24 protein-coding genes are annotated in these 25,353 nt (G+C 65.5%); 9 read left to right on the top strand and 15 right to left on the bottom strand.

All coding sequences use genetic code 11. The annotated features are described in order from the left end of the window. Positions 1–34 precede the first annotated feature (34 nt). The 10 genes from FRZ44_RS03945 to coxB all read right to left on the bottom strand — a co-directional run bounded on the left by FRZ44_RS03945 (position 35) and on the right by coxB (position 9,359). Positions 35–1,246 (bottom strand): mandelate racemase/muconate lactonizing enzyme family protein, encoded by a 1,212-nt coding sequence (locus FRZ44_RS03945; RefSeq protein WP_191908402.1) that lies wholly within the window; start codon positions 1,244–1,246, stop codon positions 35–37. A 182-nt stretch (positions 1,247–1,428) separates the two neighbouring features. Continuing rightward, positions 1,429–2,964 carry a carboxypeptidase M32 gene (locus FRZ44_RS03940; protein WP_151175944.1) on the bottom strand — a complete coding sequence of 512 codons (1,536 nt, stop codon included), beginning with the start codon at positions 2,962–2,964 and terminating at the stop codon, positions 1,429–1,431. Between the two features lie 19 nt (positions 2,965–2,983). Further along, complete coding sequence (locus FRZ44_RS03935) at positions 2,984–3,751, bottom strand: SURF1 family protein (RefSeq protein ID WP_151175943.1); 768 nt, start codon at positions 3,749–3,751, stop codon at positions 2,984–2,986. 40 nt (positions 3,752–3,791) lie between these two features. Then, positions 3,792–4,172 carry a DUF983 domain-containing protein gene (locus tag FRZ44_RS03930; protein WP_151175942.1) on the bottom strand — a complete coding sequence of 127 codons (381 nt, stop codon included), beginning with the start codon at positions 4,170–4,172 and terminating at the stop codon, positions 3,792–3,794. Positions 4,173–4,199: 27 nt separating this feature from the next. Further along, positions 4,200–5,030, bottom strand: coding sequence for a cytochrome c oxidase subunit 3 (locus FRZ44_RS03925; RefSeq protein WP_151175941.1), 831 nt, complete (start codon positions 5,028–5,030; stop codon positions 4,200–4,202). A gap of 54 nt (positions 5,031–5,084) precedes the next feature. Further along, positions 5,085–5,693 carry a cytochrome c oxidase assembly protein gene (locus FRZ44_RS03920; protein ID WP_151175940.1) on the bottom strand — a complete coding sequence of 203 codons (609 nt, stop codon included), beginning with the start codon at positions 5,691–5,693 and terminating at the stop codon, positions 5,085–5,087. Position 5,694: 1 nt separating this feature from the next. Further along, positions 5,695–5,826 carry a hypothetical protein gene (locus FRZ44_RS27485; protein WP_263641920.1) on the bottom strand — a complete coding sequence of 44 codons (132 nt, stop codon included), beginning with the start codon at positions 5,824–5,826 and terminating at the stop codon, positions 5,695–5,697. Then, the gene (gene cyoE, locus FRZ44_RS03915; protein ID WP_151175939.1) at positions 5,823–6,782 is read right to left on the bottom strand and encodes a heme o synthase; all 960 of its coding nucleotides are present in this window, start codon (positions 6,780–6,782) and stop codon (positions 5,823–5,825) included. The genes FRZ44_RS27485 and cyoE overlap by 4 nt, the downstream gene beginning before the upstream one ends. A gap of 89 nt (positions 6,783–6,871) precedes the next feature. After that, positions 6,872–8,473 carry a cytochrome c oxidase subunit I gene (ctaD, locus tag FRZ44_RS03910; protein WP_151175938.1) on the bottom strand — a complete coding sequence of 534 codons (1,602 nt, stop codon included), beginning with the start codon at positions 8,471–8,473 and terminating at the stop codon, positions 6,872–6,874. A gap of 37 nt (positions 8,474–8,510) precedes the next feature. Continuing rightward, on the bottom strand, positions 8,511–9,359 hold the full coding sequence (gene coxB, locus FRZ44_RS03905) for a cytochrome c oxidase subunit II (protein ID WP_151175937.1): 849 nt from the start codon (positions 9,357–9,359) through the stop codon (positions 8,511–8,513). A 454-nt stretch (positions 9,360–9,813) separates the two neighbouring features. Here coxB and tldD point away from each other — a divergent pair, with 454 nt between their 5' ends. Beyond that, the gene (gene tldD / locus FRZ44_RS03900; protein ID WP_151175936.1) at positions 9,814–11,247 is read left to right on the top strand and encodes a metalloprotease TldD; all 1,434 of its coding nucleotides are present in this window, start codon (positions 9,814–9,816) and stop codon (positions 11,245–11,247) included. A gap of 379 nt (positions 11,248–11,626) precedes the next feature. Here tldD and FRZ44_RS03895 read toward each other — a convergent pair whose 3' ends face one another. Beyond that, positions 11,627–13,015 carry a glutamate--cysteine ligase gene (locus FRZ44_RS03895; RefSeq protein ID WP_151175935.1) on the bottom strand — a complete coding sequence of 463 codons (1,389 nt, stop codon included), beginning with the start codon at positions 13,013–13,015 and terminating at the stop codon, positions 11,627–11,629. A 39-nt stretch (positions 13,016–13,054) separates the two neighbouring features. Continuing rightward, a complete protein-coding gene (locus FRZ44_RS03890; protein WP_151175934.1) occupies positions 13,055–13,891 on the bottom strand; it encodes a 16S rRNA (uracil(1498)-N(3))-methyltransferase in 837 nt (278 codons plus the stop codon). A gap of 52 nt (positions 13,892–13,943) precedes the next feature. Here FRZ44_RS03890 and ubiA point away from each other — a divergent pair, with 52 nt between their 5' ends. From ubiA to speB, 3 genes are all read left to right on the top strand, one after another. After that, entirely contained in the window at positions 13,944–14,885 is a 942-nt protein-coding gene (gene ubiA / locus FRZ44_RS03885; RefSeq protein WP_151175933.1) for a 4-hydroxybenzoate octaprenyltransferase, read from the top strand. A gap of 29 nt (positions 14,886–14,914) precedes the next feature. Further along, complete coding sequence (locus tag FRZ44_RS03880; RefSeq protein ID WP_151175932.1) at positions 14,915–15,583, top strand: class I SAM-dependent methyltransferase; 669 nt, start codon at positions 14,915–14,917, stop codon at positions 15,581–15,583. 95 nt (positions 15,584–15,678) lie between these two features. After that, positions 15,679–16,629: an agmatinase gene (gene speB / locus FRZ44_RS03875; RefSeq protein WP_151175931.1), complete on the top strand. Its 951-nt coding sequence runs from the start codon at positions 15,679–15,681 to the stop codon at positions 16,627–16,629. Between the two features lie 184 nt (positions 16,630–16,813). On the opposite strand, the gene FRZ44_RS03870 is transcribed toward speB, so the two are convergent. Beyond that, positions 16,814–17,677, bottom strand: a complete 864-nt coding sequence (locus tag FRZ44_RS03870) for a restriction endonuclease (RefSeq protein ID WP_151175930.1) — start codon at positions 17,675–17,677, stop codon at positions 16,814–16,816. 344 nt (positions 17,678–18,021) lie between these two features. On the opposite strand from FRZ44_RS03870, the gene FRZ44_RS03865 reads away from it, so the two are divergent. After that, positions 18,022–19,182, top strand: coding sequence for a hypothetical protein (locus FRZ44_RS03865; protein ID WP_151175929.1), 1,161 nt, complete (start codon positions 18,022–18,024; stop codon positions 19,180–19,182). A 56-nt stretch (positions 19,183–19,238) separates the two neighbouring features. Further along, on the top strand, positions 19,239–19,994 hold the full coding sequence (locus FRZ44_RS03860) for an MOSC domain-containing protein (RefSeq protein ID WP_191908401.1): 756 nt from the start codon (positions 19,239–19,241) through the stop codon (positions 19,992–19,994). On the opposite strand, the gene FRZ44_RS03855 is transcribed toward FRZ44_RS03860, so the two are convergent. Beyond that, positions 19,975–20,238, bottom strand: a complete 264-nt coding sequence (locus tag FRZ44_RS03855; protein ID WP_151175927.1) for a SemiSWEET family sugar transporter — start codon at positions 20,236–20,238, stop codon at positions 19,975–19,977. The genes FRZ44_RS03860 and FRZ44_RS03855 overlap by 20 nt on opposite strands. A gap of 231 nt (positions 20,239–20,469) precedes the next feature. On the opposite strand from FRZ44_RS03855, the gene FRZ44_RS03850 reads away from it, so the two are divergent. The 3 genes from FRZ44_RS03850 to FRZ44_RS03840 are packed head-to-tail and all read left to right on the top strand — an operon-like array spanning position 20,470 to position 24,572. Next, positions 20,470–21,783, top strand: coding sequence for a cytochrome c (locus tag FRZ44_RS03850; RefSeq protein WP_191908400.1), 1,314 nt, complete (start codon positions 20,470–20,472; stop codon positions 21,781–21,783). Between the two features lie 25 nt (positions 21,784–21,808). Beyond that, positions 21,809–22,285: a (2Fe-2S)-binding protein gene (locus FRZ44_RS03845; RefSeq protein ID WP_151175926.1), complete on the top strand. Its 477-nt coding sequence runs from the start codon at positions 21,809–21,811 to the stop codon at positions 22,283–22,285. Next, positions 22,275–24,572 carry a xanthine dehydrogenase family protein molybdopterin-binding subunit gene (locus tag FRZ44_RS03840; RefSeq protein ID WP_225308539.1) on the top strand — a complete coding sequence of 766 codons (2,298 nt, stop codon included), beginning with the start codon at positions 22,275–22,277 and terminating at the stop codon, positions 24,570–24,572. Before FRZ44_RS03845 ends, FRZ44_RS03840 begins: the two co-directional genes overlap by 11 nt. A 20-nt stretch (positions 24,573–24,592) precedes the next feature. Here the strand turns inward: FRZ44_RS03840 and FRZ44_RS03835 are convergent, their stop codons facing one another. Continuing rightward, the gene (locus FRZ44_RS03835; RefSeq protein WP_151175925.1) at positions 24,593–25,351 is read right to left on the bottom strand and encodes a hypothetical protein; all 759 of its coding nucleotides are present in this window, start codon (positions 25,349–25,351) and stop codon (positions 24,593–24,595) included. Positions 25,352–25,353 lie beyond the last annotated feature (2 nt).

The following is a 25,353-nucleotide window of genomic DNA, read 5'->3' as shown; positions in this document are numbered from 1 at the left end:
CCCTCAGTAACTCAATCGCCAGGCACCCGACTCGTCAAGCGACCGTGTAGCGCCGCGCGACCTCCCAATCGACCTCGACACCGAGACCGGGCTTCACCGGCAGGGCGATCTTCCCGTCTTTCAGCACCAGCTCCTCATGCGCCAGCTCGCGGCGCAGCCGCTCATGGCAGAGCTGCGGCGGCAGATATTCGATATAGGCGCAATGCGGGGTGACGAAGGCCAGATGCGCCGTGGCCGAGATCGAGACCCCCGTCTTCCAGCAGTGCGGCACGATGGTCCGGCCGCGCTCGGCCGCCATGTCGCAGACGATCTTGGCCTCGCCGATCCCGCCGCAGCGCCCGACATCGGGCTGCGCCACCTGCACTTGGCCGATATCCATGAGCTCGCGGAACTCGTGGCGCGTGGCGAGCCATTCGCCGAAGGCGATCTTCATCGGCGCCTTCTCGACCAGCTTCGCCATCTCGAAGACATTGTCCGACCAGACCGGCGTCTCGAGGAAATAGAGATCGAACTCGGCCCAGTCGCGCACGACCGAGAGGCAGGTCGCGGCATCCTCCCAGAGATATTGCACATCGACCATGAGCGCGATGTCGGGGCCGATCGCCTTGCGTACCGCCGCCACCACCTCGGTATGGCGATCATAGGTCTCGCGCATGCCGCCATGGGCATAGGGCCCGTTCATGGTGACCTCGCTCTTGACCGCCTTGAAGCCCAGCTCCTTGGCCTTGATCGCCGACGCCACCAGCGCGTCGCGATATTCCTCGAAGCGATGGCCTGCCGGCTGCAGCGAGGCATAGGGCACGATATGGTCGCGTGGCTTGCCGCCGAGCAGCGCATGGACCGGCTTGCCCAGGGCCTTGCCGCAGAGATCCCAGAGCGCCATCTCGACCGCGCTCATGGCATGGATCACCACGCCGCGCCGGCCGTTCATCGCCGTGCCGAGATAGAGTTTCTCCCAGATGGCGCCGATCTCGAACGGATTGCTGCCGATCAGCATCTCCTTGATCGAGAGACCCATGGTGTGGGTACCGGGCGCCTCGATGCAGGCCTTGCACATCCAGGGATTGGCGTCGCATTCGCCGATGCCGGTGACGCCGCCGTCGGTATGGATCGAGACCAGCAGGCTGTCCTGCGCGGAGGAAGTGAAGCCGGGATCGAAATCGGGCGCCAGCAGGACGCGGCATTCGATTCCGGTGATGGTGAGCTTCGGCGTCGGACCGGCAAACTGCGGCGATATCGTCAGCATGACGTTTCGATCTTCATCGATGAGGGGTGGGAAAGGCGGCGATCGCGCGCCGAAACCCTCGGCCCCGGAACGAAACATCGCGAGGGCCGCCGGCATCGGGCGGGGGCAAGCCTAACGAAGATGGAAAGGAACGGCCACCCGGATCGCAGTCCGAAATGTCGGACCGGCGGCGCCGATTCCCGTCAGCCCTGACCCAGATAGCGCCGTTCGAGATGGCGCTTGAAGACCGCGGCGTCGAGCGGCCGGCCGGTGGCCTGGGTCATGATCTCGGCCGCGGTCTGGGACGAGCCCAGCCGGTGCACGTTCGTGCGCAGCCATCCCAGCAGCGGCTTGAAGTCGCCGCGGCCGAGCTCCTCGGGGATCGCCGGATCGGCGCGGCCCGCGGCATCGAACAGCTGGGCCGCGTTCATGGCGCCCAGCGTGTAGGTCGGGAAATAGCCGAAGGCGCCGTCATACCAGTGGATGTCCTGGAGGCAGCCCTCGCGGTCGGAAGGAGGGCGGATGCCGAGCAGCTCGACCATGCCCTCGTTCCAGGCCATCGGCAGGTCGGCCACTTCCATCCGGCCCTCGATCATCGCGCGCTCGAGCCGGTAGCGCAGGATCACATGCGAGGGATAGGTCACCTCGTCGGCCTCGACGCGGATGAAGCCCGGCTTCACCCGCCAATAGAGCGCCAGCAGATTCTCCGGCGTGAAGGCCGGATCCTGGTGACCGAACGCCTCGACCAGCAGCGGCGCCAGATAGGTCAGGAACGGCTTGGAGCGGCACGCCTGCATCTCCATCAGCAGCGACTGGCTCTCATGGATGCCCATGCCGCGCGCCTGCCCCACCGGCTGATAGCGCCAGGGCGCCGGCAGGCCGCGCTCATAGAGCGCGTGGCCGGTCTCATGCAGCACGCCCATCAGCGCCGAGGCGAAGTCGCTCTCGTCATAGCGCGTGGTGATGCGCACATCGTCCGGGGTGCCGCCGCAGAAGGGATGAAGGCTGGTATCGAGCCGGCCATGATGGAAATCGAAGCCGACGGTCGCCATCAGCTTCTCGCCCAGCGCCATCTGCTGCGCCGTCGGGAAGGGTCCCCTCGCGTTCAGGGGTGCCGGCCGGCGGGCCTGTGCCGCCAGTGCCTTCTCGCGCAGGGCCGGCAGGAAGGTTGCCAGATCGTCGAACAGCGCGTCGATCGCCGCGACCTTGCCGCCCGGTTCGAACTCGTCCAGCAGTGCCTCGTAGAGACCGCAACCGAGCCGCGCCGCCTTGGCCGCCGCGGCCTCGCGCACAAGAGCGAGCAAGTCGCCCAGGGCCGGCACCACCTTGGCGAAATCCGCCGCCGGCCGCGCCTCGCGCCAGACGCCTTCGCAGCGGCTGGCCGCCCGCGACAGGGCCTCGACCAGGGGCGGCTCCAGCGCCGTCGCATGGATCCATTGCCGGCGCATCTCGTGGAGATTGGCGACCGCCCAGGGATCGAGCTCCTCGCGCCGGCTCTCCGCCTCGCCCAGCAGGCCGCCCAGGGCGGGATCGGCCAGGATCTCATGGCAGACGAGGCGCATCTGCGCCAGCTGCTCTGCCCGCGCCTCGGCGCCGCCGGGCGGCATCATCGCCGCCATGTCCCAATGCAGCATGCCGGCCGCCTCGTTGAGCGCCGCCAGCCGGTGGAAGCGCGATTCGAGGGCTTTGTAGGGGCGCAGGCCCGCGCCGCTCTCGTTGTGGGTGGCCGTGGCGGTCATGAGTGCCTCTTACATGCGCTCAGCGGCGCGACTTGTTCTGCTGCTCCCGGGCGGCGAACTCGGCGGGCGTCTTCCAATGATAGAGGAACCAGATCACGGCGAGGATGACGGCAAAGCTGAACCAGGTCAGCGCATATTGCAGATGGTCGTTGGGCAGCTCGGTGCGGCTCTGCCCGCCGATCGGGAAGCCGCCGGGATTGGGCGCTGGTCCCGCCTCGAGGAAGAAGGGCGTCACCTGGTCGGGCGGCAGCCCGAGATAGTCCGCCATCGCCGGCAGATCGACCCAGAACCAGAGATTGTCCTTGGGCTGGTTGTCGGGCTCGAGCCAGGTCTTGGGGCGCTGCAGGCGCAACAGCCCGTCGATGGTGATCTCGCCCAGGACCTGGCCGTCGGCGCGCTGGGGCGGGTTCTTGCGCTCGAGCGGCACCCAGCCGCGATCGACCAGAAGCGTGCGCCCGTCCGCGAGCTTGAACGGCGTCACGACGTGATAGCCGGGATTGCCGTTCATCGAGCGCGCGGCCAGGAACATCTCATGCGCATGGTCGAAGCTGCCGGTCGCCTGGGCGTGGCGGAAATCGAGCTGGCTGGTATCGGCGCCCGCGGCCGGCAGCTCGATCGCCGCCGCCGTGCTGCGGTCATGGCGCTCGGCGATCAGCCCCTCTTTCCAGGTCAGGCGCTGCAGCTGCCAGACGCCGAGCCCGATCAGGATCACGAGCACGATGCCGGCGGCGATGGTGGCGCCGGGCTTGGGGCGGAAGACGCGGCCGGCATAGAACGGCTCGCTCATGGCACAGGAACTCCGAAGATGAGGCTCGGCAGGGGCGTTTTCAGCCGAGGCGGCCACCACCTTCGCCCGCCTTATGCTGGTATTGCAATGCGACCATAATGCCCTTGAAGGGACGCATCAGCAGCAGCGATCCGATCAGGATCAGTGGCCCCCACAGCACCAGATGCACCCAGTAGGGCGGCGAGAACCAGGCCTCGGTCAGGAGCGCCAGCGCCACGACGAGCGCACCCATGAAGAGGATGATGAAGACCGCCGGGCCGTCGCCGGCATCCTCGCCGCCGAGATCGAGGCCGCAGACCGGGCAACGATCCGCGATCTTGAGGAAGCCCGAAAAGATTCGGCCTCGCCCGCAGCGTGGACAGCGGCAGGCGAGGCCGGTCTTGAAGGGCGAGAGGCGCGGGTAGGAACCGCCCGCGCTCATCCGCCGAGGCGTCCGCTGTACCGGGGTTCAGTGGACGGCATAAGGCCCGCCGCCGCCGCCCCAGATATAGACGCAGATGAAGAGGAACAGCCAGACCACGTCGACGAAATGCCAGTACCAGGCCGCCGCCTCGAAGCCGAAATGATGATCCGGCTTGAAGTCGCCGCGATAGGCGCGGAACCAGCAGACGATCAGGAAGATCGTGCCGACGATGACGTGGAAGCCGTGGAAGCCCGTCGCCATGAAGAAGGTCGAGGGATAGATGCCCTCGCGGAAGCCGAAGGCGGCGTGGCTGTACTCATAGGCCTGGATGCCGGTGAAGCAGAGGCCGAGCAGGACGGTGAGACCCAGGCCCTGCAGCAGGCCGGCGCGGTCGCCTTCGCGCAAGGCGTGATGCGCCCAGGTCACGGTGACGCCCGAGGTCAGCAGGATCAGCGTGTTCAGGAGCGGCAGCGACAGGGGATCGAAGGGCAGGATGCCCTTGGGCGGCCAGACGCCGCCGGTCGCTTCCTTGGGGAACAGCGCGGAATCGAAGAAGGCCCAGAAGAAGGCCGAGAAGAACATCACCTCGGAGGCGATGAAGAGCAGCATGCCGTAGCGCAGGCCGATCTGGACCACCGGCGAGTGGTGGCCCTGGAAGGTCGCCTCGCGGACCACGTCGCGGAACCAGAAGAACATGACGGCCAGCACCATGAGGAAGCCCAGCGGCAACACCCAGGGCGTGACCTGATGCATGAACAGCACGCCGCCCACGGCCATCACGCCGGCGCCGACGGCGCCGACCACGGGCCAGGGGCTGGGATCGACCAGATGGTAGGGATGGTGCGGCTTCGTCGAGGCGGCGTGGCTCGTGCTCATGTTTCGGTCTTCCCTGCTCGGCCCTTCGTTGCTTGCGCCCGGTTCGGCGGGCGGTCAGTTGAGAGAGGTGCTGTTCGCGCCGTTGTTGGAGGCCTGCGGCGGGGTCGCCGCCTGGTCCTTGGCGCGAAAGAACGTGTAGGACAGCGTGATGGTCTTGTAGTCGCCGCCGTCGGGATCCTTGAGGATCGCCGGATCGACGAAGAAGCGCACCGGCATGTCGACCGACTGGCCGGGATCGAGCGTCTGCTCGGTGAAGCAGAAACACTGGATCTTGTCGAAATAGGCGCCGACCTGGAGCGGCGTGACGTTGAAGGTCGCCGTGCCGGTGACGCGCTGGGTCGAGCGGTTGATCGCGCGGTAATAGATCGTCTGCGGCACGCCGATCTGGATCCTCACCTCGCGCTGCACCGGATAGAAGCTCCAGGGCATGTCGCCGTTGAGGTCGGCGTTGAAGCGCACGGTGATGATTGGGAACTTCTCGCCCTGGGCCGCGATCGCGTCGGCCTGGGCCTCGGTGGCGGTCCGGGTGGTGCCGCCCATGCCGGTGACGCGGCAGACCAGATTGTAGATCTGCACCGAGGAGGCGACGAGGCCGACCATGGCGGCGAAGGCGACGGCCAGGCCCAGCACGGTCCAGCGGTGACGGGTTCGCAGGGACGCCATCTCAATGGCCTCCCATGCGCAGGATCGAGACGATATAGACGATGACCACGAAGCCCAGCAGGGCCGCCAGCACCGCCCAGTTGCGCGCGCGCTGGCGCTTCTTGGCTTCTTCGCTGCGTTCCACGGCGCTCAACCCACCCACTCCGCAAGCCGCGCCAGGAGGCCCGGCGCCCGGTCAACCATCATCGCGGCGAACATCAGGAAGAGATAGAGGATCGAGTAGCCGAACATGCGCTTGGCGGCGCGCTCGGTCTCGTCGAACCAGACCCAGACCGCGAATCCCAGGAAGGTCAGCCCGAGCGCCAGGGCGGCCACGGCATAGAGCGGGCCCGTGATGCCGAGCCACCAGGGCGCCAGGCCCAGCGGCAGCAGGATCACCGTATAGAGCAGCATCTGCAGCTTGGTGGCGCGGGCGCCGGCGACCACCGGGAGCATCGGCACGCCGGCCTTCTCGTAGTCGCCGCGCCGGAAGAGGGCCAGCGCCCAGAAATGCGGCGGCGTCCACATGAAGATGAGCGCGAACAGAGCGACCGAGGCGAGGCTGACATCGCCGGTGACGGCGGCCCAGCCGATCATCGGCGGAAAGGCGCCGGCGGCACCCCCGATCACGATGTTCTGCGGCGTGCGGCGCTTGAGCCAGATCGTGTAGACGAAGACGTAGAAGAGATTGGCGATCGCCAGCAGGACCGCCGCCGTCCAGTTGAGGGCGAGGCCCATCAGCATGACGGAGCCGACCGAGAGCACGATGCCGAAGGCCAGCGCCTCCTCCGGCTTGATCTTGCCGGTCGGGATCGGCCGCGCGCAGGTGCGCCGCATGATTGCGTCGATGTCGCGGTCGTACCACATGTTGACCGCACCCGCCGCACCGGCCGCCACGGCGATGCAGAGGACCGCGATCGCCGCCAGGACCGGATGGATATGGCCGGGTGCCATGATCAGGCCGGCGAAGCCGCTGAAGACGACGAGCGACATGACGCGCGGCTTGAGCAGCGCCAGGTAATCGGCGACACGGGCGCCCGCATCCAGGGCGGCCGCGTCATGCGTCGTCCCCGTCACGCCCGTTCCGATACCGATGCTGGCATCGCTCATATCGACTCTGTCCTCGGTCTCAAATATTCACGCGGGGAAGCGTCGGGCCGAAGGGGCCCGGGGAGATCGTCCCCGAGCCCCTGCCCGTCCTAGCGGATCCGCGGCAGCTCCTCGAAGGTGTGGAACGGCGGCGGCGAGCTCACGGTCCATTCCAGCGTCGTGGCGCCCTCGCCCCAGTAGTTCTCGCCCACCTTGCGGCCGGCGAAGAGCGTGTAGATCGCGCCGAGCACGAAGATGAGGGTCGCCGCATAGGAGATGTAGGAGCCGATCGAGGCCACATGGTTCCAGCCCTCGAACGCGTCCGGATAGTCGATATAGCGGCGCGGCATGCCGGCGAGGCCGAGGAAATGCATCGGGAAGAACGTGACGTTCACGCCGATGAAGGTCAGCCAGAAATGCAGCTTGCCGACCCATTCCGGATACTGGCGGCCGCACATCTTGCCGATCCAGTAGTAGTAGCCGGCGAAGATCGCGAACACCGCGCCCAGCGACAGCACATAGTGGAAATGAGCCACGACGTAATAGGTGTCGTGCATGGCGATATCGATGCCTTCGTTCGCCAGCACCACGCCGGTCACGCCGCCGACGGTGAAGAGGAAGATGAATCCCACGGCGAACAGCATCGGCGTGGTGAAGCGGATCGAGCCGCCCCACATGGTCGCGATCCAGGAGAAGATTTTCACGCCGGTCGGAACCGCGATCACCATCGTCGCCGCGGTGAAATAGGCGCGGGTATCGACGTCGAGGCCGACGCGGAACATATGGTGCGCCCAGACCACGAAGCCGACCACGCCGATCGCGACCATGGCATAGGCCATGCCGAGATAGCCGAACACCGGCTTGCGCGAGAAGGTCGAGACGATCTGGCTGATCATGCCGAAGCCCGGCAGGATCAGGATGTACACCTCGGGGTGACCGAAGAACCAGAACAGGTGCTGGAACAGGACCGGGTCGCCGCCGCCGGCCGGGTCGAAAAAAGTGGTGCCGAAATTGCGGTCGGTCAGCAGCATGGTGATGGCGCCGCCGAGCACGGGGAGCGACAGCAGCAGCAGGAAGGCCGTCACCAGCACCGACCAGACGAACAGCGGCATCTTGTGCAGGGTCATGCCCGGCGCGCGCATGTTGAAGATGGTGGTGATGAAGTTGATGGCGCCGAGGATGGAGGAGGCGCCGGCCAGATGTAGCGAGAAGATCACCATATCGACGGCGGGTCCGGGATGGCCGAGCGCGCTCGACAAGGGCGGATAGAGAGTCCACCCGGTACCGGCACCGCCGACGAAGATCGAACCCAACAACAGGCCGAAGGAGGGGATCAACAGCCAGAAGCTGATGTTGTTCATGCGCGGGAACGCCATGTCGGGCGCCCCGATCATGAGCGGCACGAACCAGTTGCCGAAGCCGCCGATCATCGCCGGCATCACCACGAAGAACACCATGATGAGGCCGTGGGCCGTCACCAGCATGGCCCAGAGATGGCCGTCCGGCTCGCCGTTGGTCAGCAGGTACTGGACGCCCGGAGCCTGCAGCTCGAGGCGCATGATCACGGAGACCAGGCCGCCGATCAGGCCGGCCACCACCGCGAACACCAGGTACATGGTCCCGATGTCCTTGTGGTTGGTCGAGAAGAGGTAGCGCGCGAGCCCGGTCGGATGATGGCCGTGGTCGGCGTCGTGGTGCGAAGTGGCGCTCATGGTCCTAAGTCCTCTCTCTCAATATTGCCGGGCCAACTCAGTTGGCAGCCGGCGCCGGCGCCGCAGCCGCGACATCGATCGCGGGTGCGTCAGCCTGGGCGAACTTCTTCTGGGCCTCGGCGACCCACTCCAGATACTTCTCCTTGGACACCACATCGACCGTGATCGGCATGAAGGCGTGGTTGGTGCCGCAGAGCTCGGAGCACTGGCCGTAATAGGTCCCTTCCTGGGTGACCTCGGTCCAGGTCTCGTTGATCCGGCCCGGCTCGCCGTCGAGCTTCAAGCCGAAGGCGGGCACCGCGAAGGAATGGATCACGTCCGAGGCGGTGATCAGGATCCGGACCTTGGTATTGACCGGGATCACCAGGTGATTGTCGGTCTCGAGGAGGCGCGGCTGGCCGGGCTTCAGGTCCTTGTCGGCCGTCATCAGCGCGTCGAAGGTGAAGTTGCCGTTGTCCGGATATTCGTAGGACCAGTACCACTGATGCCCGATCGCCTTGATCGTCAGCTCGGGGTTCGCGGTCCGGTCGGCGGCATAGATCAGCTTGAAGGAGGGGATCGCGATGCCGACCAGGATCATCACCGGGATCACCGTCCAGAGCACCTCGATCAGGGTGTTATGCGAGGTCTTGGAGGGAACCGGATTGGCCCGCGCATTGAAGCGGACGATCACGGTCAGGAGGAGGAGCATCACGAAGGCGGTGATGACCGAGATGATGATGAGCAGAATGTGGTGGAAACCGTGGATCTGCTCGGCGATCGGCGAGACCGCGGGCTGGAAGCCCATCTCCCAATCCTTGGGACCGTTCTCGGCATAGGCCGCAGGGGCCAGCGTGACGAGCGCGATGAACGCCCCCCAGAGCATCGTCAAAGCCTTAAGACGCATTGCGAGATTTCCTCTTATGGCCGGCGCCTTCCTCTCCACCGGGCGGCCCGCCTCGAGGTCCCGAGGACTGTTGTCCCAAGGCCTCCAGCGACCGCCCATCCCTTGCGCTGGCAGGCGGGGAAACTACACCCCTATCGTAGGCTTCTCAAGCCTTTGGGGCGGTTTGCGGCGGTTGGACGCGCGCGATTCCCCGGCCTTGGCGACCCCTTTGCCGCCGGGCTTCGAAAATGCGACGTTCTGTCGCGTGAGGCCGTTCCGGAGGACGCGTCGAACCTGTCCGGGGGTTCATCGGCGAGCCCGGGCCTCGGGCTGACAGAAGCCCCGCGACGTCCTATATGCGGGAGGGCGGCAAACTTGATCGCGCGACTCGGGCACTTCTCCTCCCGGCCTCGCGGCGATGCGGCCCCCGAACATCCTGCCGATGGCAGCACCCAAGGAGTCCTGAAGGACCGTCATGGCCGATCTCAGCAAGACCGACGAGCTCTTTTTCCACCGCACCGGCCTCGACCGGAGCCGCATCGAGGGCGTCGTCGCCGACGCGCTCAAGGGCGCCGACGATGGCGAGCTGTTCCTCGAATACAGCCAGTCGGAGGCGCTCGCTTTCGACGACGGCCGGCTCAAGAGCGCGTCCTACGACACCACGCAGGGTTTCGGCCTGCGCGCCATCGCCGACGAGCGCGCGGGCTACGCCCATGCCAGCGAGCTCTCCGAGGCCGCGATCCGGCGCGCCGGCGAAACCGTCAAGACGGTCCATCGCGGCCATGGCGGAACCCTGGCGCTCCCGCCCAAGGGCACCAACCGCTCGCTCTATACCGACGTGAACCCGCTGAACGAGGTGCCGTTCGAGGACAAGGTCAAGCTGCTGACCGAGATCGACGCCTATGCGCGAGCCAAGGATCCGCGCGTGCGCCAGGTCATGGCCTCGATGACGGGCGTCTGGCAGGCGGTGCAGATCATCCGCGGCGACGGGCAGCGCCTGGCCGACATAAGGCCGCTGGTGCGCCTCAACATCGCGGTCGTGGTCGGCGACGGCGACCGGATGGAGACCGGCAGCTTCGGCACCGGCGGCCGCGAGGCCTATGGCCGTTTCGTCAAGGAGCAGAGCTGGAAGGACGGCGTCGACGAGGCGCTGCGCCAGGCGCTGGTCAATCTGGGTTCGGTGCCGGCACCCGCCGGCGAGATGGAAGTCGTGCTGGGGCCGGGCTGGCCGGGCGTGATGCTGCATGAGGCCGTGGGCCATGGGCTCGAGGGCGATTTCAATCGCAAGAAGACTTCGACCTTCGCCGGCCTCATGGGCCAGCGCGTTGCCTCCCCCGGCGTCACCATCGTCGACGACGGCACGATCCAGGACCGCCGCGGCTCGCTCACGATCGACGACGAGGGCACGCCCTCGCAATACAACGTGCTGATCGAGGACGGCATCCTGAAGGGCTATATGCAGGACCGGCAGAACGCCCGGCTCATGGGCATGAAGCCGACCGGCAACGGCCGGCGGCAGAGCTTCGCCCATATTCCGATGCCGCGCATGACCAACACCTACATGCTCGCCGGGAAGCATGATCCGAAGGAGATCCTCGCCTCGGTGAAGAAGGGCCTCTATGCCGTCAATTTCGGCGGCGGCCAGGTCGACATCACCTCGGGCAAGTTCGTCTTCTCCTGCACCGAGGCCTATCTGATCGAGAACGGCCAGGTCGGCCGTGCGGTCAAGGGCGCCACGCTCATCGGCAACGGCCCGGATTCGATGAACAAGGTCAGCATGATCGGCAACGACCTGAAGCTCGATGGCGGCATCGGCACCTGCGGCAAGGAAGGCCAGGGCGTGCCGGTCGGCGTCGGCCAGCCGACGCTCAAGATCGATGCCATGACCGTGGGCGGCACCGCGGCTTGAGGTGACTCTCGCTGTGATTCCCGCACCTTAGCCGGCGCGTTAACCTCCGATTAACCGTTCGTCGCTCTAGAATGCGCCCACGTCCGGTCTTCCAAGCCCGGACGCCCGAAAGAAAAGGGCCGCGGTTCCCTGCCGCGGCCCTTTTTGTTTGAGAATTCTTTGTTTGATCGCTTCGCTCTACTTCAAAGCTTCGGATGAGATCGAGGAGCGATGCCGCGTTTGATCTTGCGGCCACCCCCTCCCCCTACCCCATCCCGCAAAGGGAGGGGGCGTGGATGGTGTAGATCTCGCTCGAAGCTTTGAAGTAGAGCGAGGCGATCATATTAACTTAGGGGGTAGGGGGAGGGGTCGGTTCAGGGTCGAGCGATGATGCTCAACCTCACTCCGCCGGTACCGGCCCCTTCCAGTACGCGCATTCCCGGAAGATCGGGTCGACCGAGCCGTTCCAGCGTCCGTGATAGGCGTCGAGCTTGAGCTGGGCCGGGGTCTTGCCGCTGTCGACGATCTCGGTCAGCGCGTTGAGGAAATGGCTCTCGTCCTGGCCGGTGGAATCGAGCCTGGCGCGGCGCGACAGGCCGGCGCGAGAGAGTGCCAGCACGTCGCGTGCGATGTCGCGCATGGAGCGGCCGCGCACCTTGGCCTCGAGCGCGATCTTCGGCGCATCGACCCGCATGCGGTCGCGATCCTCTGCGGTCCAGCTCTTTACCAGCTCCCAGGCGCCGTCGAGCGCGACATCGTCGTAAAGGAGTCCGACCCACAGGGCCGGCAGCGCGCAGATGCGATCCCAGGGACCGCTGTCGGCGCCGCGCATCTCGAGGAAGCGCTTGAGCCGCACCTCGGGGAAGGCCGTGGTCAGGTGATCCATGAAGTCGCCGAGGCCGGGGATCTCGCCCGGCAGGCCCGGCAGCTTGCCCTGCAGGAAATCGCGGAAGGACTGCCCCGCCACGTCGATATAGCGGTTGTCGCGATAGACGAAATACATAGGCACATCGAGCATGTAATCGACATAGCGCTCGAAGCCGAAGCTCGGTTCGAAGGCGAAGGGCAGCGTGCCGCAGCGATCGGGATCGGTATCGGTCCAGACATGGCTGCGGAAGGACTGGAAGCCGTTGGGCTTGCCCTCGATGAAGGGCGAGTCGGCGAAGAGCGCGGTCGCGATCGGCTGCAGCGCCAGACCGACGCGCATCTTCTTGACCATGTCGGCTTCGGAGCTGTAGTCGAGATTGACCTGCACCGTGCAGGTCCTGAGCATCATGTCGAGCCCGAGCTTGCCTTTGCGCTGCATCTGCTCGCGCATGATCTTGTAGCGGCCCTTGGGCATCCAGATGACGTCTTCGCGCTTCCATTTCGGCTGGAAGCCCATGCCGAGCATGCCGACGCCGAGCTCGGTGCAGACTTCCTTCACCTGGTTGAGATGGGTGCAGGTCTCGCGGCAGGTCTCGTGGATCGTTTCGAGCGGCGCGCCGGAGAGCTCGAACTGGCCGCCGGGCTCGAGCGTGATGTTGCAATTGTCGAGGGTCAGCGCGATCGGCTTCCCCTCCTCGAGCACCGGCTTCCAGCCGAAGCGCGTCAGCCCCTCCAGCAGCGCCCTGACGCCGGCCGGTCCGTCATAGGGGAGCGGGCGCAGGTCGCGCTGGTTGAATCCGAATTTCTCGTGCTCGGTTCCGATGCGCCAGCGCTCGCGCGGCTTCGAGCCTTGCGCGATGTAATCGATCATCTGGCGCTTCGAGGTGATTGGCTCGCCGCGCGTGGTGGGAGGCGCCGACATGGGGGGCGCGATGCTCCGTTCTTGATTTCGCAATGATCTCTAACGTGACGGCGGACGGTCTCGTCCATCCCCGACGAGCGCTTGCCATATGGCCAGCGCCGCGATCGCCGCCGTGTCGGCCCGCAAGATCCGAGGCCCCAGACCGACGGGCGTAACAAAGGGGAGTTTCCCGAGCGCGTCAAGTTCCGATGCCGTGAAGCCGCCCTCGGGGCCTGTCATGATGGCCCAGGACTCAGTACGGTTTCTCACATCGCGGGTGAGTTCGCCTAACGCATCAAGGATTGGACGCGCAGACCCCGCCTCCGCGCAGACCAGAAGCCGGCGCGAGGCCGGCCATTCCGCCAGCAGCTTATCCAAAGTCCGTGGCTCGCGAATGACAGGCACTGTCAGCCGCTCGGTCTGCTCCGCCGCTTCCTTCGCATGGGCCGCGAGGCGGTCCAGGTTGACGCGCGTCATCACGGTGCGGGCGGTGAAGACCGGCAAAAGCGCTGCCACGCCGAGCTCGGTCGCCTTCTCCGCCAGGATGTCGATGCGCTGGCGCTTGATCGGCGCGAACACCAGCCAGAGATCGGACTCGCGGGGCTGAGCCCTTGTCCGCTCGCGCAGCTGCAGCCGCGCCGCACGCTTGGAAAGGCCGGTCAGCTCCGCCGACCATTCGCCGTCGCGCCCGTTGAAGAGGCCGACCCGCTCGCCCGGCGCCAGCCGCAGCACGTTGCGCAAATAGTGGGTCGCGTCCTCGTCGAGCTCGATCTCGGCGCCGTCGCCCAGCGCCGCCGTCACGAAGAGCCGCGTGACCTGCCCCGGTTCCTTTTGGCCCGGCTCCTTCGCGCCCGATTCCTCGCCCGCCTCCTGCTCCCGATCCCCGCTCCGGCCCATGCAAGCTCCCACATCGCTTGAGCCCGCGGCTCAAGGCCGTCAAGATTACCCCATGCCGAGCCAACCTCACACCGGCCAGCCTGCGGGGTCCCCAAACTTCACCGACATTCGCCGGGGCAACTGGGTCGACCGGTTCCTGCCGTCGGCGCTCGCGCCCTATGCCAGGCTGGCGCGGCTCGACCGGCCGATCGGCACTTGGCTGCTGCTCTTCCCCGGCTGGTGGTCCCTGACGATGGCCGCGCCCGCCAAGCCCGACCTCGGGCTGATGGCGCTCTTCGCTGTCGGCGCGCTGCTCATGCGCGGCGCCGGCTGCAGCTTCAACGACATCGTCGATCGCGAGTTCGACGGAAGGGTGGCGCGCACCGCGACGCGGCCGATCCCGAGCGGCGCCGTCAGCGTCCGCGCCGCCGCGATCTTCCTCGGGCTCCAGTTGCTGCTGGCGCTGATCGTGCTGCTGCAGATGAACGGCTTCACCATCGCGCTCGGCGCCGGCTCGCTGGCGCTGGTCGCGACCTACCCCTTCATGAAGCGCATTACCTATTGGCCGCAGGCCTTCCTCGGCCTCACCTTCAATTGGGGCGCGCTCCTGGGGTGGGCGGCCGCGACGGGTTCGCTGCAGGCGCCGGCCGTCCTGCTCTATGCCGGCGGCATCGCCTGGACACTTTTCTACGACACGATCTATGCGCATCAGGACAAGGAGGACGACGCGCTGATCGGCGTGAAGTCGACCGCGCTCAAGCTGGGCGCCTCGACGCGGCCCTGGCTGATCCTCTTCGCCGTCGTGGCGCTCGGATTCTGGATCGCCGCTTTTGCCTCGGCCGGCCTCGGCTGGGCCGCCTATCTCGGGCTCGCCGCCGCCGGATTGCTGTTCGCCTATCAGATCCGAGCCGCGAATTTCGACGATCCCGCCGACTGCCTCGCCAAGTTCAACGCGCAACGATGGTTGGGCTGGATGCTGCTCGCCGGGATTCTTCTCAGTCCCTGGCTGAGCTGAAACCGGCGTCATCGGGAGCCCGAGGATCCATGACCGAGCTCCCCCGCGCCGAGGCCGATCCCGTCGCTTTCATCCGCCGCGAGACGGTCGTCGCGGCGCCGCCGCTGGTGCCGGAGATCCGGCTTCATCTCGCGACCGAGATCACGCCGATCTGGCAGGCGACCGAGACGACGCTTGCGCATGAGGGCCTGCCGCCGCCCTATTGGGCCTTCGCCTGGCCCGGCGGGCAGGCGCTGGCGCGCACGATCCTCGACGATCCTGCGATCGTCGCCGGCAAATGCGTGCTCGATTTCGCGGCGGGCTCGGGCCTCGTCGCGATCGCGGCGGCCAAGGCCGGCGCCCGATCCGTCGCCGCCGCCGAGATCGACAAGTTCGCCGCGAGTGCCATCGCGCTCAATGCCGCACTCAACGGCGTGACGGTTCCCGTAACGCTCGATGACGTGGTTGGCACGACGAGTCCCTGGGATCTCGTCCTGGCCGGTGACGTCTGCTATGAGCGGCCGATGGCGGAACGCGTCACCGCCTGGCTTCGCACCCTGGTGCGCCAGGGCATCGAAGTGCTGATGGGCGATCCGGGCCGCAGCTATCTGCCGCCGAGCGGGCTGCAGCTCGTGACGCGCCACCGGGTTCCCACCTCGCTCGAGCTGGAGGACCGCACCGAGCGCGACACCGCGATCTGGCGGCTTCTGTCGGAATAGGCGAGGATCGAGCCAACCCGGGCAGGCGGCGACAGGCGATGCTATTCCCCGCGCCCCGTCAGCGACGAGCCTGCGGGTCCCATCGAGAGAGACTCATGACGAACGACCATGCCTTCACCGCCCAGGACCTGAAGGGCACCCATCTCGAGCCGACCTTTGCCGGCGCGCTCAGTTTCATGCGGCGCAAATACAGCCGCGATCTCGCCGGCGTCGATGTCGCCGTCTCGGGCTTCCCGATGGATACGGCTGTGACCAACCGGCCGGGCGCCCGCTTCGGCCCCCGCGCCATCCGCGCGGCCTCGACCAACAATGCCTGGAACCGGCCCTATGGCGCGGCCTTCGAGCCGTTCGACCGGCTCTCCGTGGTCGACTATGGCGATTGCCAGTGGGATCACGGCCGGCCCGAAACGATTCCGGCCGCGATCGAGGCCCATGCGGACAAGATCCTCGCATCCGGTGCGGCGCTGCTGTCGCTGGGCGGCGATCATTTCATCAGCTATCCGCTGCTGAAGGCCCATGCCAAGCGTCACGGGCCGCTGTCGCTGATTCATTTCGACGCCCATTCCGACACCTGGGACGATTCGCAAGGGGCCGGCCGCGTCGATCACGGGACCATGTTCTATCACGCGGCCAAGGAAGGTCTGGTCGATCCGCGCCGCTCCGTGCAGGTCGGGCTTCGCACCCACAATGACGACCATCTGGGCTTCAATGTGCTGGACGCGTTCTGGGTGCATGAGAATGGCAGCGCGAAGACGGCGGCCGAGATCCGCCGGATCGTCGGCGACCATGGCGCCTATCTCACCTTCGACATCGATTGCCTCGATCCCAGCTTCGCCCCCGGCACGGGCACGCCGGTGCCGGGCGGCCTCTCCTCGGCGCAGGCGATCGCCATCTTCAAGGGCCTTGCCGGCATCAGGTTCGTGGGCATGGATGTGGTCGAGGTGGCTCCGGCCTATGACGTGTCGGAGATCACGGCGCTGGCGGCCGCGCATCTTGCTCATGAATGGCTGGCGCTCTTTGCCGTGGGTCGGCAGAGTCGTGGCTGACACTGCCCGACTGCAATGAACGACTTACGGCAAAACGACACACCGCCCAGCTGCACGACCGAAGCATGCTTAGGAGAAAGTGGGCAATCTCGGTAGCTGCTCGTCGAGTGGACTTGCATCAGCTTCAACAGACATCGTACGGCGCCTAACTGCTGCTTGCCTCTGCATCGGCTGCGAATCCCGTTCAGTTCGGAAATAAATCTCTCACACGCACGAATGGCGCCCCAGTTTCCGCCGCACGTCTAGTCTTCCCTGAAAGTACATCCGTGAGAGATAACTCCCGACTGAGGGTTTCATAGAGGTCCAAACCGTCCATACAGATCACGCGTTTGCCTCTACCAAAAGCTAGGATGCCTTCTGCCGAGAAGCCACTTTGGCTAATGAAGAGCCCCCGTGTCCATGCGGCCTTCGTTTCAATCTTGCCGTGAAACGCATGCAAGTCGCTTACCCCGGTGAGTGGCGCCTGCCATTTTGCTTCAACGAGGTAAGTTTCGCTCCCGAGCAGGAAACTGCCGTCAATTTGCTCGCCGGTTAGGCGAAAGGGCTCTCGTCCATCCATGCCATAGGCATCGAAAAGCTCCTTAAGAAACTTTTCAAACGCATACCCTCTAGCCTGAGGAGCGAGTGTAGATAGTGCCACGAGCTCTTGCTCAAGCTGGGTGATGCGGAGCTTAGCCGGCGATTGAGTTGATGCCGCCGACGATTTGACAGCTCCGCCTCGCAAGCGCCGGATGAGGTCGATAATCCGCGAATGCGCGCTCGTTATCTTCTCGTCGGTTCCGAAATGCAGGCGCAGCGCTTCGCGATAATCCCACAGCGCTTGCAGAGTACGTGCAGCAGTGGGGCCATCAACGGTTTGGAGGAAACACCGCAGACGTTTTGCTTTCGACGTTCCATTCTTGGCATAGATAGGATCGTCAATATCCAGTTGGAGCTCGCTAGCAAAGAAATTTGCGAAGCTCCGATCTGAAAAGTTAAGCACGTAACCGCCATGCATCTCCAACACATCGTCGACTAGAAGCATGTCGGCCGCCTTTATCGCACCCATACCGCCGTCTCCCCGCGCTCGCTCGCAAAGAACAAATCCATCATCCGCCGTTTCAGGCCGCGGCCCTAAATTGTTGGTTTGCTGAGATGGTGCCGCAGTCACTTCTTCGAGACGACGGGCAGAATTAGCTGAAGTCCTCATATCGTGTAATCGAAACTTGGCATACCTCCGAATCGATCTTCGTAAACTTCGATGACTGCACTGCGCAGGCGACTCGCAGTATCCGGCAGTACATCAAGACACTCATAGTATGGTAAGCTATTTCGGATCTCGAACTGCAGAGGAAGGGGCACTACGTTTAGGTCATGCGGATCCGATATGTCGTTCGACTCAAAGAGGCGATCTTGCTTGAAGATCATTGGCCTATCTCGATTTTAGGTGGCGAACTACGCGCCGTCTCAACGGGCGAGAAAGTAACTGCCTTCGAGATCATATTTGCGGGTCAACCCGTCTCACTTGCGCCGAAAGTTGAGAAAATTGAAAGTGGCCGTGCCGAATTATCTATCACGACACGCGATACATTACTTCCATTCGTACGGATGCACTTGGAGAAGGCGTTTTCTTATCTTCAATGTTATTTCAGCATAGAGATTTTAATTGGAGAAATAGAGACCGACTACATTGCGGAAACCGAAGAAGAAAAGGAACAGATACCCATTAAGGCGTTTGGCTCTAAGAAAAGAGAAATACCGCTAACTCTTACTTATGACTATTTTACCCGCGCTGTTATGGCTGCAGAAGTGGGGCAAGCGCCCGAGTTTGAGGCGACTCTGGTAAGCGCCGCACGTGATGCAATGTTGCAGGAAAGGTACATTGATTCTTTCCGCTATTCTTTTTTGCTCATGGAATCGCTTTATGGCGATGGGAAGTTTAAGGCAGCGCAACTGAAAGACGCCTTGAAGCAGCGCAGCGACTTAACATCAATGGTTGCTACTGCTCTCAAACAGCGCCTCCCCATGAAGCGCGCGCGCAACTCTGACACCGACAAACTCCTTGCAAGTTCGCCCACCGTTGAAGCTGTTATTGATCACATGGTCGAAAAGAGGGGATTCTATTTTCACGGAAACATCAAACGTCACGACGCTTGGCAGCCTCACGAACAAGAAGCTGCGGAAGCGCTCTGCGCACTTTCGTTAGAAATTGCAATGCTCATTTCACATGCGGCAGCTGCGCCAATGTTCGATGCCGAACTCTCAAAACGTCACTACGACCACGCCAAGAGCGTAGGAGCCATTATGACCATGAACGTGAAGTTTCGATTCCGCGAGCCTGGAATGAGCTTCGATACAGATGAAAGCATGAACATAAGGGTACCAGGAACCAAGGTGACCCCTAGAATGGCAGTCTATGTGGCTCGAGAGTTTCTCCAGAAGTTCGAGGATGTAGCGCCCATTGCGACATTGAAATCGGCAAGCTGTGTCGTCAGTGGAACGGGTCAAGAGGTTTTCGATATCAGTTTCCACGTTGGAACCGATTCCAATGCCGACCAGGACGGCAAGAATTGAGATTGATATCACCTCTGCCTAACGGTGGAGATTGGGTCAAAACGATGAACATGGATATGGTTGAGTCAGTCGGCAAAATCGTGGGCGTCTGGCGCTATCCCGTGCAGTCGATGCAAGGCGAGGCGCTGGAGACGGCGGAGCTGACGGAAACCGGCATTCCCGGCGACCGCCTCTGGGGCGTGCTCAATCCGGCCGAGAACAAGATCGCGGCGGCCGCGCGCGGCAAGAAGCCGTGGCGCGACCTGATCCAATGGCAGGCGCGCCTCAAGCGCGAGCCCTCGGCGGCCGAGCCCCTGCCGCCGGTGTCGATCCGCCTGCCCGACGGCGGCGGGATCGACAGCGAAGCCTCCGACCGCGATGCGCGGATCTCCGCCGCGATCGGCGAGGCGACGCGGCTCATCGCCCGCAACGCCGACAATCAGGTTTACGGCTACGCGCCGCTCCATCTGCTGACCAGCGCAACCCTGAAGGCCTTCGCGCGCCACTACCCGTCCGGCCAGTTCGCCCCGCAGCGCTTCCGGCCCAATCTCCTGATCGATTGCGGCGAGACCGAGGGCTTCATCGAGCAGGACTGGATCGGCGCCACGTTGCTGCTGGGCGAGAGCCGGCTCGAGGTGCATGAGCATTGCGACCGCTGCATCCTCACCACCCTGCCGCAGGGCGACCTGCCGCTCGATCCCGGCATCCTCAAGACCAGCTCGGAAGCCAACGGCAGGCGCGCCGGCGTCTATGCGAAGGTGACGCAGCCGGGGCGGATCCGGATCGGCGACGAGCTGCGGCTGTTGCGGCCGGTCAGCCGTAGCGCAGCTTGAACCAGCCGATCCAGGCGATGAGCGTCAGCGAGGTGCCGTTGGCGAAGATCAGCGCCGGGCGCCCGAGCATGATCCCGTAGGCCAGCCAGAGCGCCGTTCCGACCAGCATCAGCGTGAACATCCAGAGCGAGATGTCGTGGGTCGAGTGGGAGCGCCAGACCTTCACCGCCTGCGGCAGGAAGGAAATGGTGGTCAGCGTCCCCGCCACCAGCCCCAGCGCTTCGATCCAATTGCTTTCCGGCATATTACCCCAACTCCGACTCGGGCCCCGTGCCCCCGCGCGAAGCGGCCATGGCTTAGGCCGCGCCGCAAGGCGGGGTCAAGCGGCAGCCCGTCATGGCCGGTATGAAACGATCGCGATTTGTCGATAGGCAGCGCGACTACCAATCGGTCGGGGTCGCCCCATCTAGCTCTCTGAGAACCTGCGCGCGATGATGGCGCTCGCCCAGGTTCGATCGTCATCTCGGGGCTCGCCATGCGCAAACGAAGCCGGTTTAAGCGGCTGCTGATCGGTGTCGTCGTCGCCGGTGTCCTGGTCGCCGCCGGATTCCTGGCGCTGGCCTGGAAACCGGCGATCGCACCGATCGATCCGCCCGCCGCCGCCAGCTTCCCGGCCGATCTGGTCGCCCGAGGGGCCGTCCTGGCCGGCGCCGGGAACTGTGCCTCCTGCCATACCGTCAAGGGCGGCGCCGACTTCGCCGGCGGACTGCCCCTGGCGACCGGCTTCGGCACGATCTACTCGAGCAACATCACGCCCGATCCCGACACCGGCATCGGCCGCTGGTCGGAGGCCGCCTTCGCGCGCGCCCTGCATGAGGGCGTCGCCCGCGACGGGTCGCATCTCTTCCCGGCCTTCCCCTTCGATCATTTCACCAAGGTGACCGACGAGGACCTGACGGCGCTCTATGCCTATCTGATGACGCAGAAGCCGGTCCAGGCCGCGCAGAAGCCCTCCACCCTGCCGTTCCCGCTGAACATCCGGCTCCTGCAGGCCGGCTGGAAGCTGCTGTTCCTGCATGAGGGCGTCTATCAGCCCGATCCGACCAAGACCGCGGAATGGAATCGGGGCGCCTATCTGGCCGAAGGCCTCGGCCATTGCGGTGCCTGCCATACGCCACGCAACGCGCTGGGCGCGGAGCGATCGGGGAATGCCTATGGCGGCGCCACGATCGACGGCTGGATCGCGCCGGCGCTGACCGCGGCCAATCCTTCGCCCGCACCCTGGACCCAGGATGAGCTGTTCGCCTATCTGCGCAGCGGCGCCAGCGTTCTTCATGGCACGGCCGCGGGCTCGATGTCCGAGGTGGTGCATGACGGGCTCGCCAGGCTGCCCGACCCCGACATCCGCGCGATCGCGGCCTATTTCGCCGACATCGACCAGGCCGGCGCCCGCGCCGCCGACACCGAGACGGCGATCGCGAAGGCGGCCGCAGCCTCGGCCCGGAACATCGCGCAGCTTTCGGACCCCGACGCGCATCTCTACATCACGGCCTGCGCGTCCTGCCATTACAGCGGCGCGGCCATGCCGCTCGCCGTCCGGCCGGACCTGTCGCTCAACAGCGCGCTGTCGCTCGACGAGCCGACCAACTTCGTGAAGGTCGTGCTCAGCGGCATCTCGCTGAAGGACGGCATGCCGGGCGTGATGATGCCGGGCTTTGCCCATAGCTTTTCCGACGCCGAGATCGCGCGGCTGGCGGCCTATCTGAGGGCCACCCGCACCGAGCTCCCGGCCTGGACCGATCTCGAAACCAAGGTGGCGGCGATCCGCCAGGAAACGCCCGCACCATGACCCCGGCGTTCGGAGTGACGCGATCATGACCACTTTCACGCTCAACGGACGGGACGTCTCGGTCGATGTGGCCGAGGACACGCCGCTCCTCTGGGTCATCCGCGACGAGGTCGGGCTCAAGGGCACCAAGTTCGGCTGCGGCATCGGCATGTGCGGCGCCTGCACCGTGCATGTCGACGGCCGCGCGCTGCGCTCCTGCATCACGCCGCTCGAGGCCGTATCCGGCGCCAAGGTCACCACGATCGAGGGGCTCGACCCCAACGGGCAGCATCCGCTGCAGCGCGCCTGGATCAAGGCCCAGGCGCCGCAATGCGGCTATTGCCAGTCCGGGCAGATCATGCAGGCCGCGACCCTGCTCAAGGATTTTCCCGACCCGAGCCGCCAGGATATCGACGCGGTCATGGGCGGCAGCCTCTGCCGCTGCATGGCCTATATCCGCATCCGCAAGGCGATCGAGCTGGCGGCGGCGGAAATGCGAGGGACGGCATTCAATGATCAGTGATCCGATGCGGGCCCGGGGAAGCGACCTCCCGGCCTCGCCGGCGCGCCGGCGATTCCTGATCGGCGCCGCCGGCAGCGGCGTCGTGATGGGTTTCCTGCGACCGGACATTCTTCTGGCCGACACCGCGTCGACGGCGCCCGCCGGCCTGTTCGAGCCGACGATCTGGTACCGCATCGATTCCAGCGGCATCGTCACCGTCTCCATCGCCAAGGCCGAGATGGGCCAGCATGTCGGAACCGCGCTCGCCCGCATCGTCGCCGACGAGCTCGAGGCCGATTGGGAGAAGGTGCGGCTCGACTATGTCGATACCGATCCGAAATGGGGTCTGATGGTCACGGGCGGGAGCTGGTCGGTTTGGAGCAGCTTCATGCCGCTGAGCCAAGCCGGTGCCGCCGGCCGCATCGCGCTCATCGAGGAAGGCGCCAAGCTCATGGGCGTCAAGCCGCAGGCCTGCCAGGCGCGCAACGGCATGGTGAGCGACGGCAAGCAGTCGATCGGCTTTGGCGACATCGTCGCGCATGGCCAGCTCGCCCGCAGCTACAGCGCCGACGATCTGGCGAAGATGCCGGTCAAGGCGCCGGCCGACCGTCGGCTGATCGGCCAGGACACGGACGCGATCGACATCCCGTCCAAGACCGACGGCACGGCGCGCTACGGCATCGATGCCACGGTCGAAGGCATGGTCTATGCGCGTCCCAAGATTCCGCCGACGCGCAACGGCTCGAAGGTGGTGTCGATCGACGATTCCGGCGCCAAGTCGGTGAAGGGCTATATCACCAGCCTGGCGCTGGCCGATCCTTCCGAGACCGTGCCGGGATGGGTCATGGTCTTCGCCGACTCCTTCACGGCCGCGCTCCGCGCGGCGGACCAGGTGAAGGTGGAATGGAGCGCGGGCGAGACGGCGAACGTGTCCGAGAAGGATCTCCAGGACCGCGGCGCCGCGCTGATCGCCGATACCAAGGGCGGTTCGCTCGTGGTCGAGGACGAGGGCGTCGATGCGGCCTTCGCCGCCGCCCGCTCGACCCTCGAGCGAACCTATACGACGAGCAGCGTGCTTCATTTCCAGCTGGAGCCTGTCAACGCGCTGGCCTTCGAGAAGGACGGCATCTTCGAGATCCATACCGGCAATCAGTGGCAATCCTCGATCCTGCCCGTGCTGGCCAAGGCCTTGGGTGTCGGCGAGGACAAGATCGTCATGCGCACCTACCTGATCGGCGGCGGGTTCGGCCGGCGGCTCTATGGCGACTATGCCGTGCCGGCGGCCCTCGCGGCGAAAGCCGTCGGCAAGCCGGTCAAGATGGTCCTGACGCGCGCCGACGATGCCCGGATCGATTGCGTGCGCTCGCCCTCGGTCCAGCTCTGCCGCATGGCCTTCGGTGACGCCGGAAAGGTCACGGCCATGGAACATCACGCCACCGCCGGCTGGCCCACTCTCATCGTCGCGCCGGGCTTCATGGGCAAGGGCAAGAACGGCGTGCCGTACGATTCCTTCGCGATCAGCGGCGCCGACCATTGGTACGATGTCGGCGCGCAGCGTGTTCGCGCGCTCATGAACGATCTGGCCCAGAAGACATTCCGCCCGGGCTATCTGCGCTCTGTTGGACCGGGCTGGACCAATTGGGCGGTCGAGAGCTTCATGGACGAGGCCGCCCACGCGTCGAAGCTCGATCCGGTCGCGTTCCGCCTGGGGCTGCTCGATGGCCGCGGGCGCAATGCCGGCGGGCCCCCGAGTGCCGTTGGCGGCGCCTTGCGCCAGGCCGCCGTCGTCAGGCGTGTCGCCGAGAAGGCCGGCTGGGGCGGCGCCATGCCGAAGGATACCGGGCTCGGAATCGCCACGACCTTCGGCCAGGAGCGCGACATGCCGAGCTGGGTCGCCTGCGTCGCGCGGGTCAATGTCAATCGGCTGACCGGAATCGTGACCTTGGAGAAGCTCACCCTCGTCATCGATATCGGCACGGTCGTCCATCCGGACGGCGCCCTGGCCCAGGCCGAAGGCGCTGCCCTGTGGGGAGCCAGCATGGCCTTGCATGAAGGCACCGAGTTCGTGAAGGGCGAGGTCAGGGACACCAACCTCGACAGCTATACGCCGCTGCGCATGGGCGACGTGCCGGAGATCGAGATCGAATTCATGCCGAGCACCGAGATGCCGACCGGCCTCGGCGAGCCGCCGACCACGGCCGTGGCGCCCGCGATCGGCAACGCGATCTTCGCGGCGGTGGGCGCGCGCCTCCGCCATCTGCCGATCCGTCCTGCGGACGTCCTCGAGGCGCTCAAGACGCCGAGCTGACGTGGGCGTCCCGGCCTTCGCTACCGTTTCAGGATCGCGGCGCGGTCATGGGCAGCGGGGAGCGCCGTTTCGCGGATGAGCGCGGTCAGGCGGCGGCGGATCGTTTCGTCCGCCATCGCCGCCAGGATGAAATCCTCGAGGCTCCGCTCATCCTTCGCACGTCGGCGCAGATGATCGAGCGCTTCCGCGACGGTCGCTGCCGGGTGCGGCCGGCCCTCTGCCGGCAAGGCCGCCAGCCCGAGCGGCTGGCCTTCATGAGCCAGGAAGCCGAAGGGACTGAGATAGGCGGTCGCGCTGTCGAGCCGGGTGATTCCACCCGGGCCCGGATGCTCGAGATCGAGCCTGATCCCGTCGAGCCGCGCATAGTGATAGTTGCCGCCGCCGATTTCGGTGCGATGCATCATCTCGAGCTGGGCGGGATCGAGCCAGGTCACGGCGAGCCGGACGCGCATGCCCGGCACCGCATGGAGATTGGCCGGGATGGCGCCATAGCGCGTGACATGAGTGGCGAACACCACGTCATGGTCGGCGAGCCAGGCGCGCGTCACCGGGATCCGGTGGGAGCCATGACGCGGATCGAACTTCCGCGTGAGCTGCTCGGGCGACTGGTTGGAGCCTATCGCCAGGACCGGCAACCGGTCGCGATAGTCGACCTCGGCCGGCCAGGGCAACGCGACGCCATTCTCGAAGAGATAGGAGCGATCCGGAATCGCGAAGGGATAACCGGTCGCGAGGGCCAGGCGCGCCGCGCGATCATCGGGCAGGGGCCAGGACGCCACGA

The organism is Hypericibacter terrae (genome assembly GCF_008728855.1).
GTDB classification, from domain to species: Bacteria; Pseudomonadota; Alphaproteobacteria; order Dongiales; family Dongiaceae; genus Hypericibacter; species Hypericibacter terrae.
Note: the sequence above shows the minus strand (reverse complement) of the source record. Positions and strands in the feature narration are given on the sequence as shown.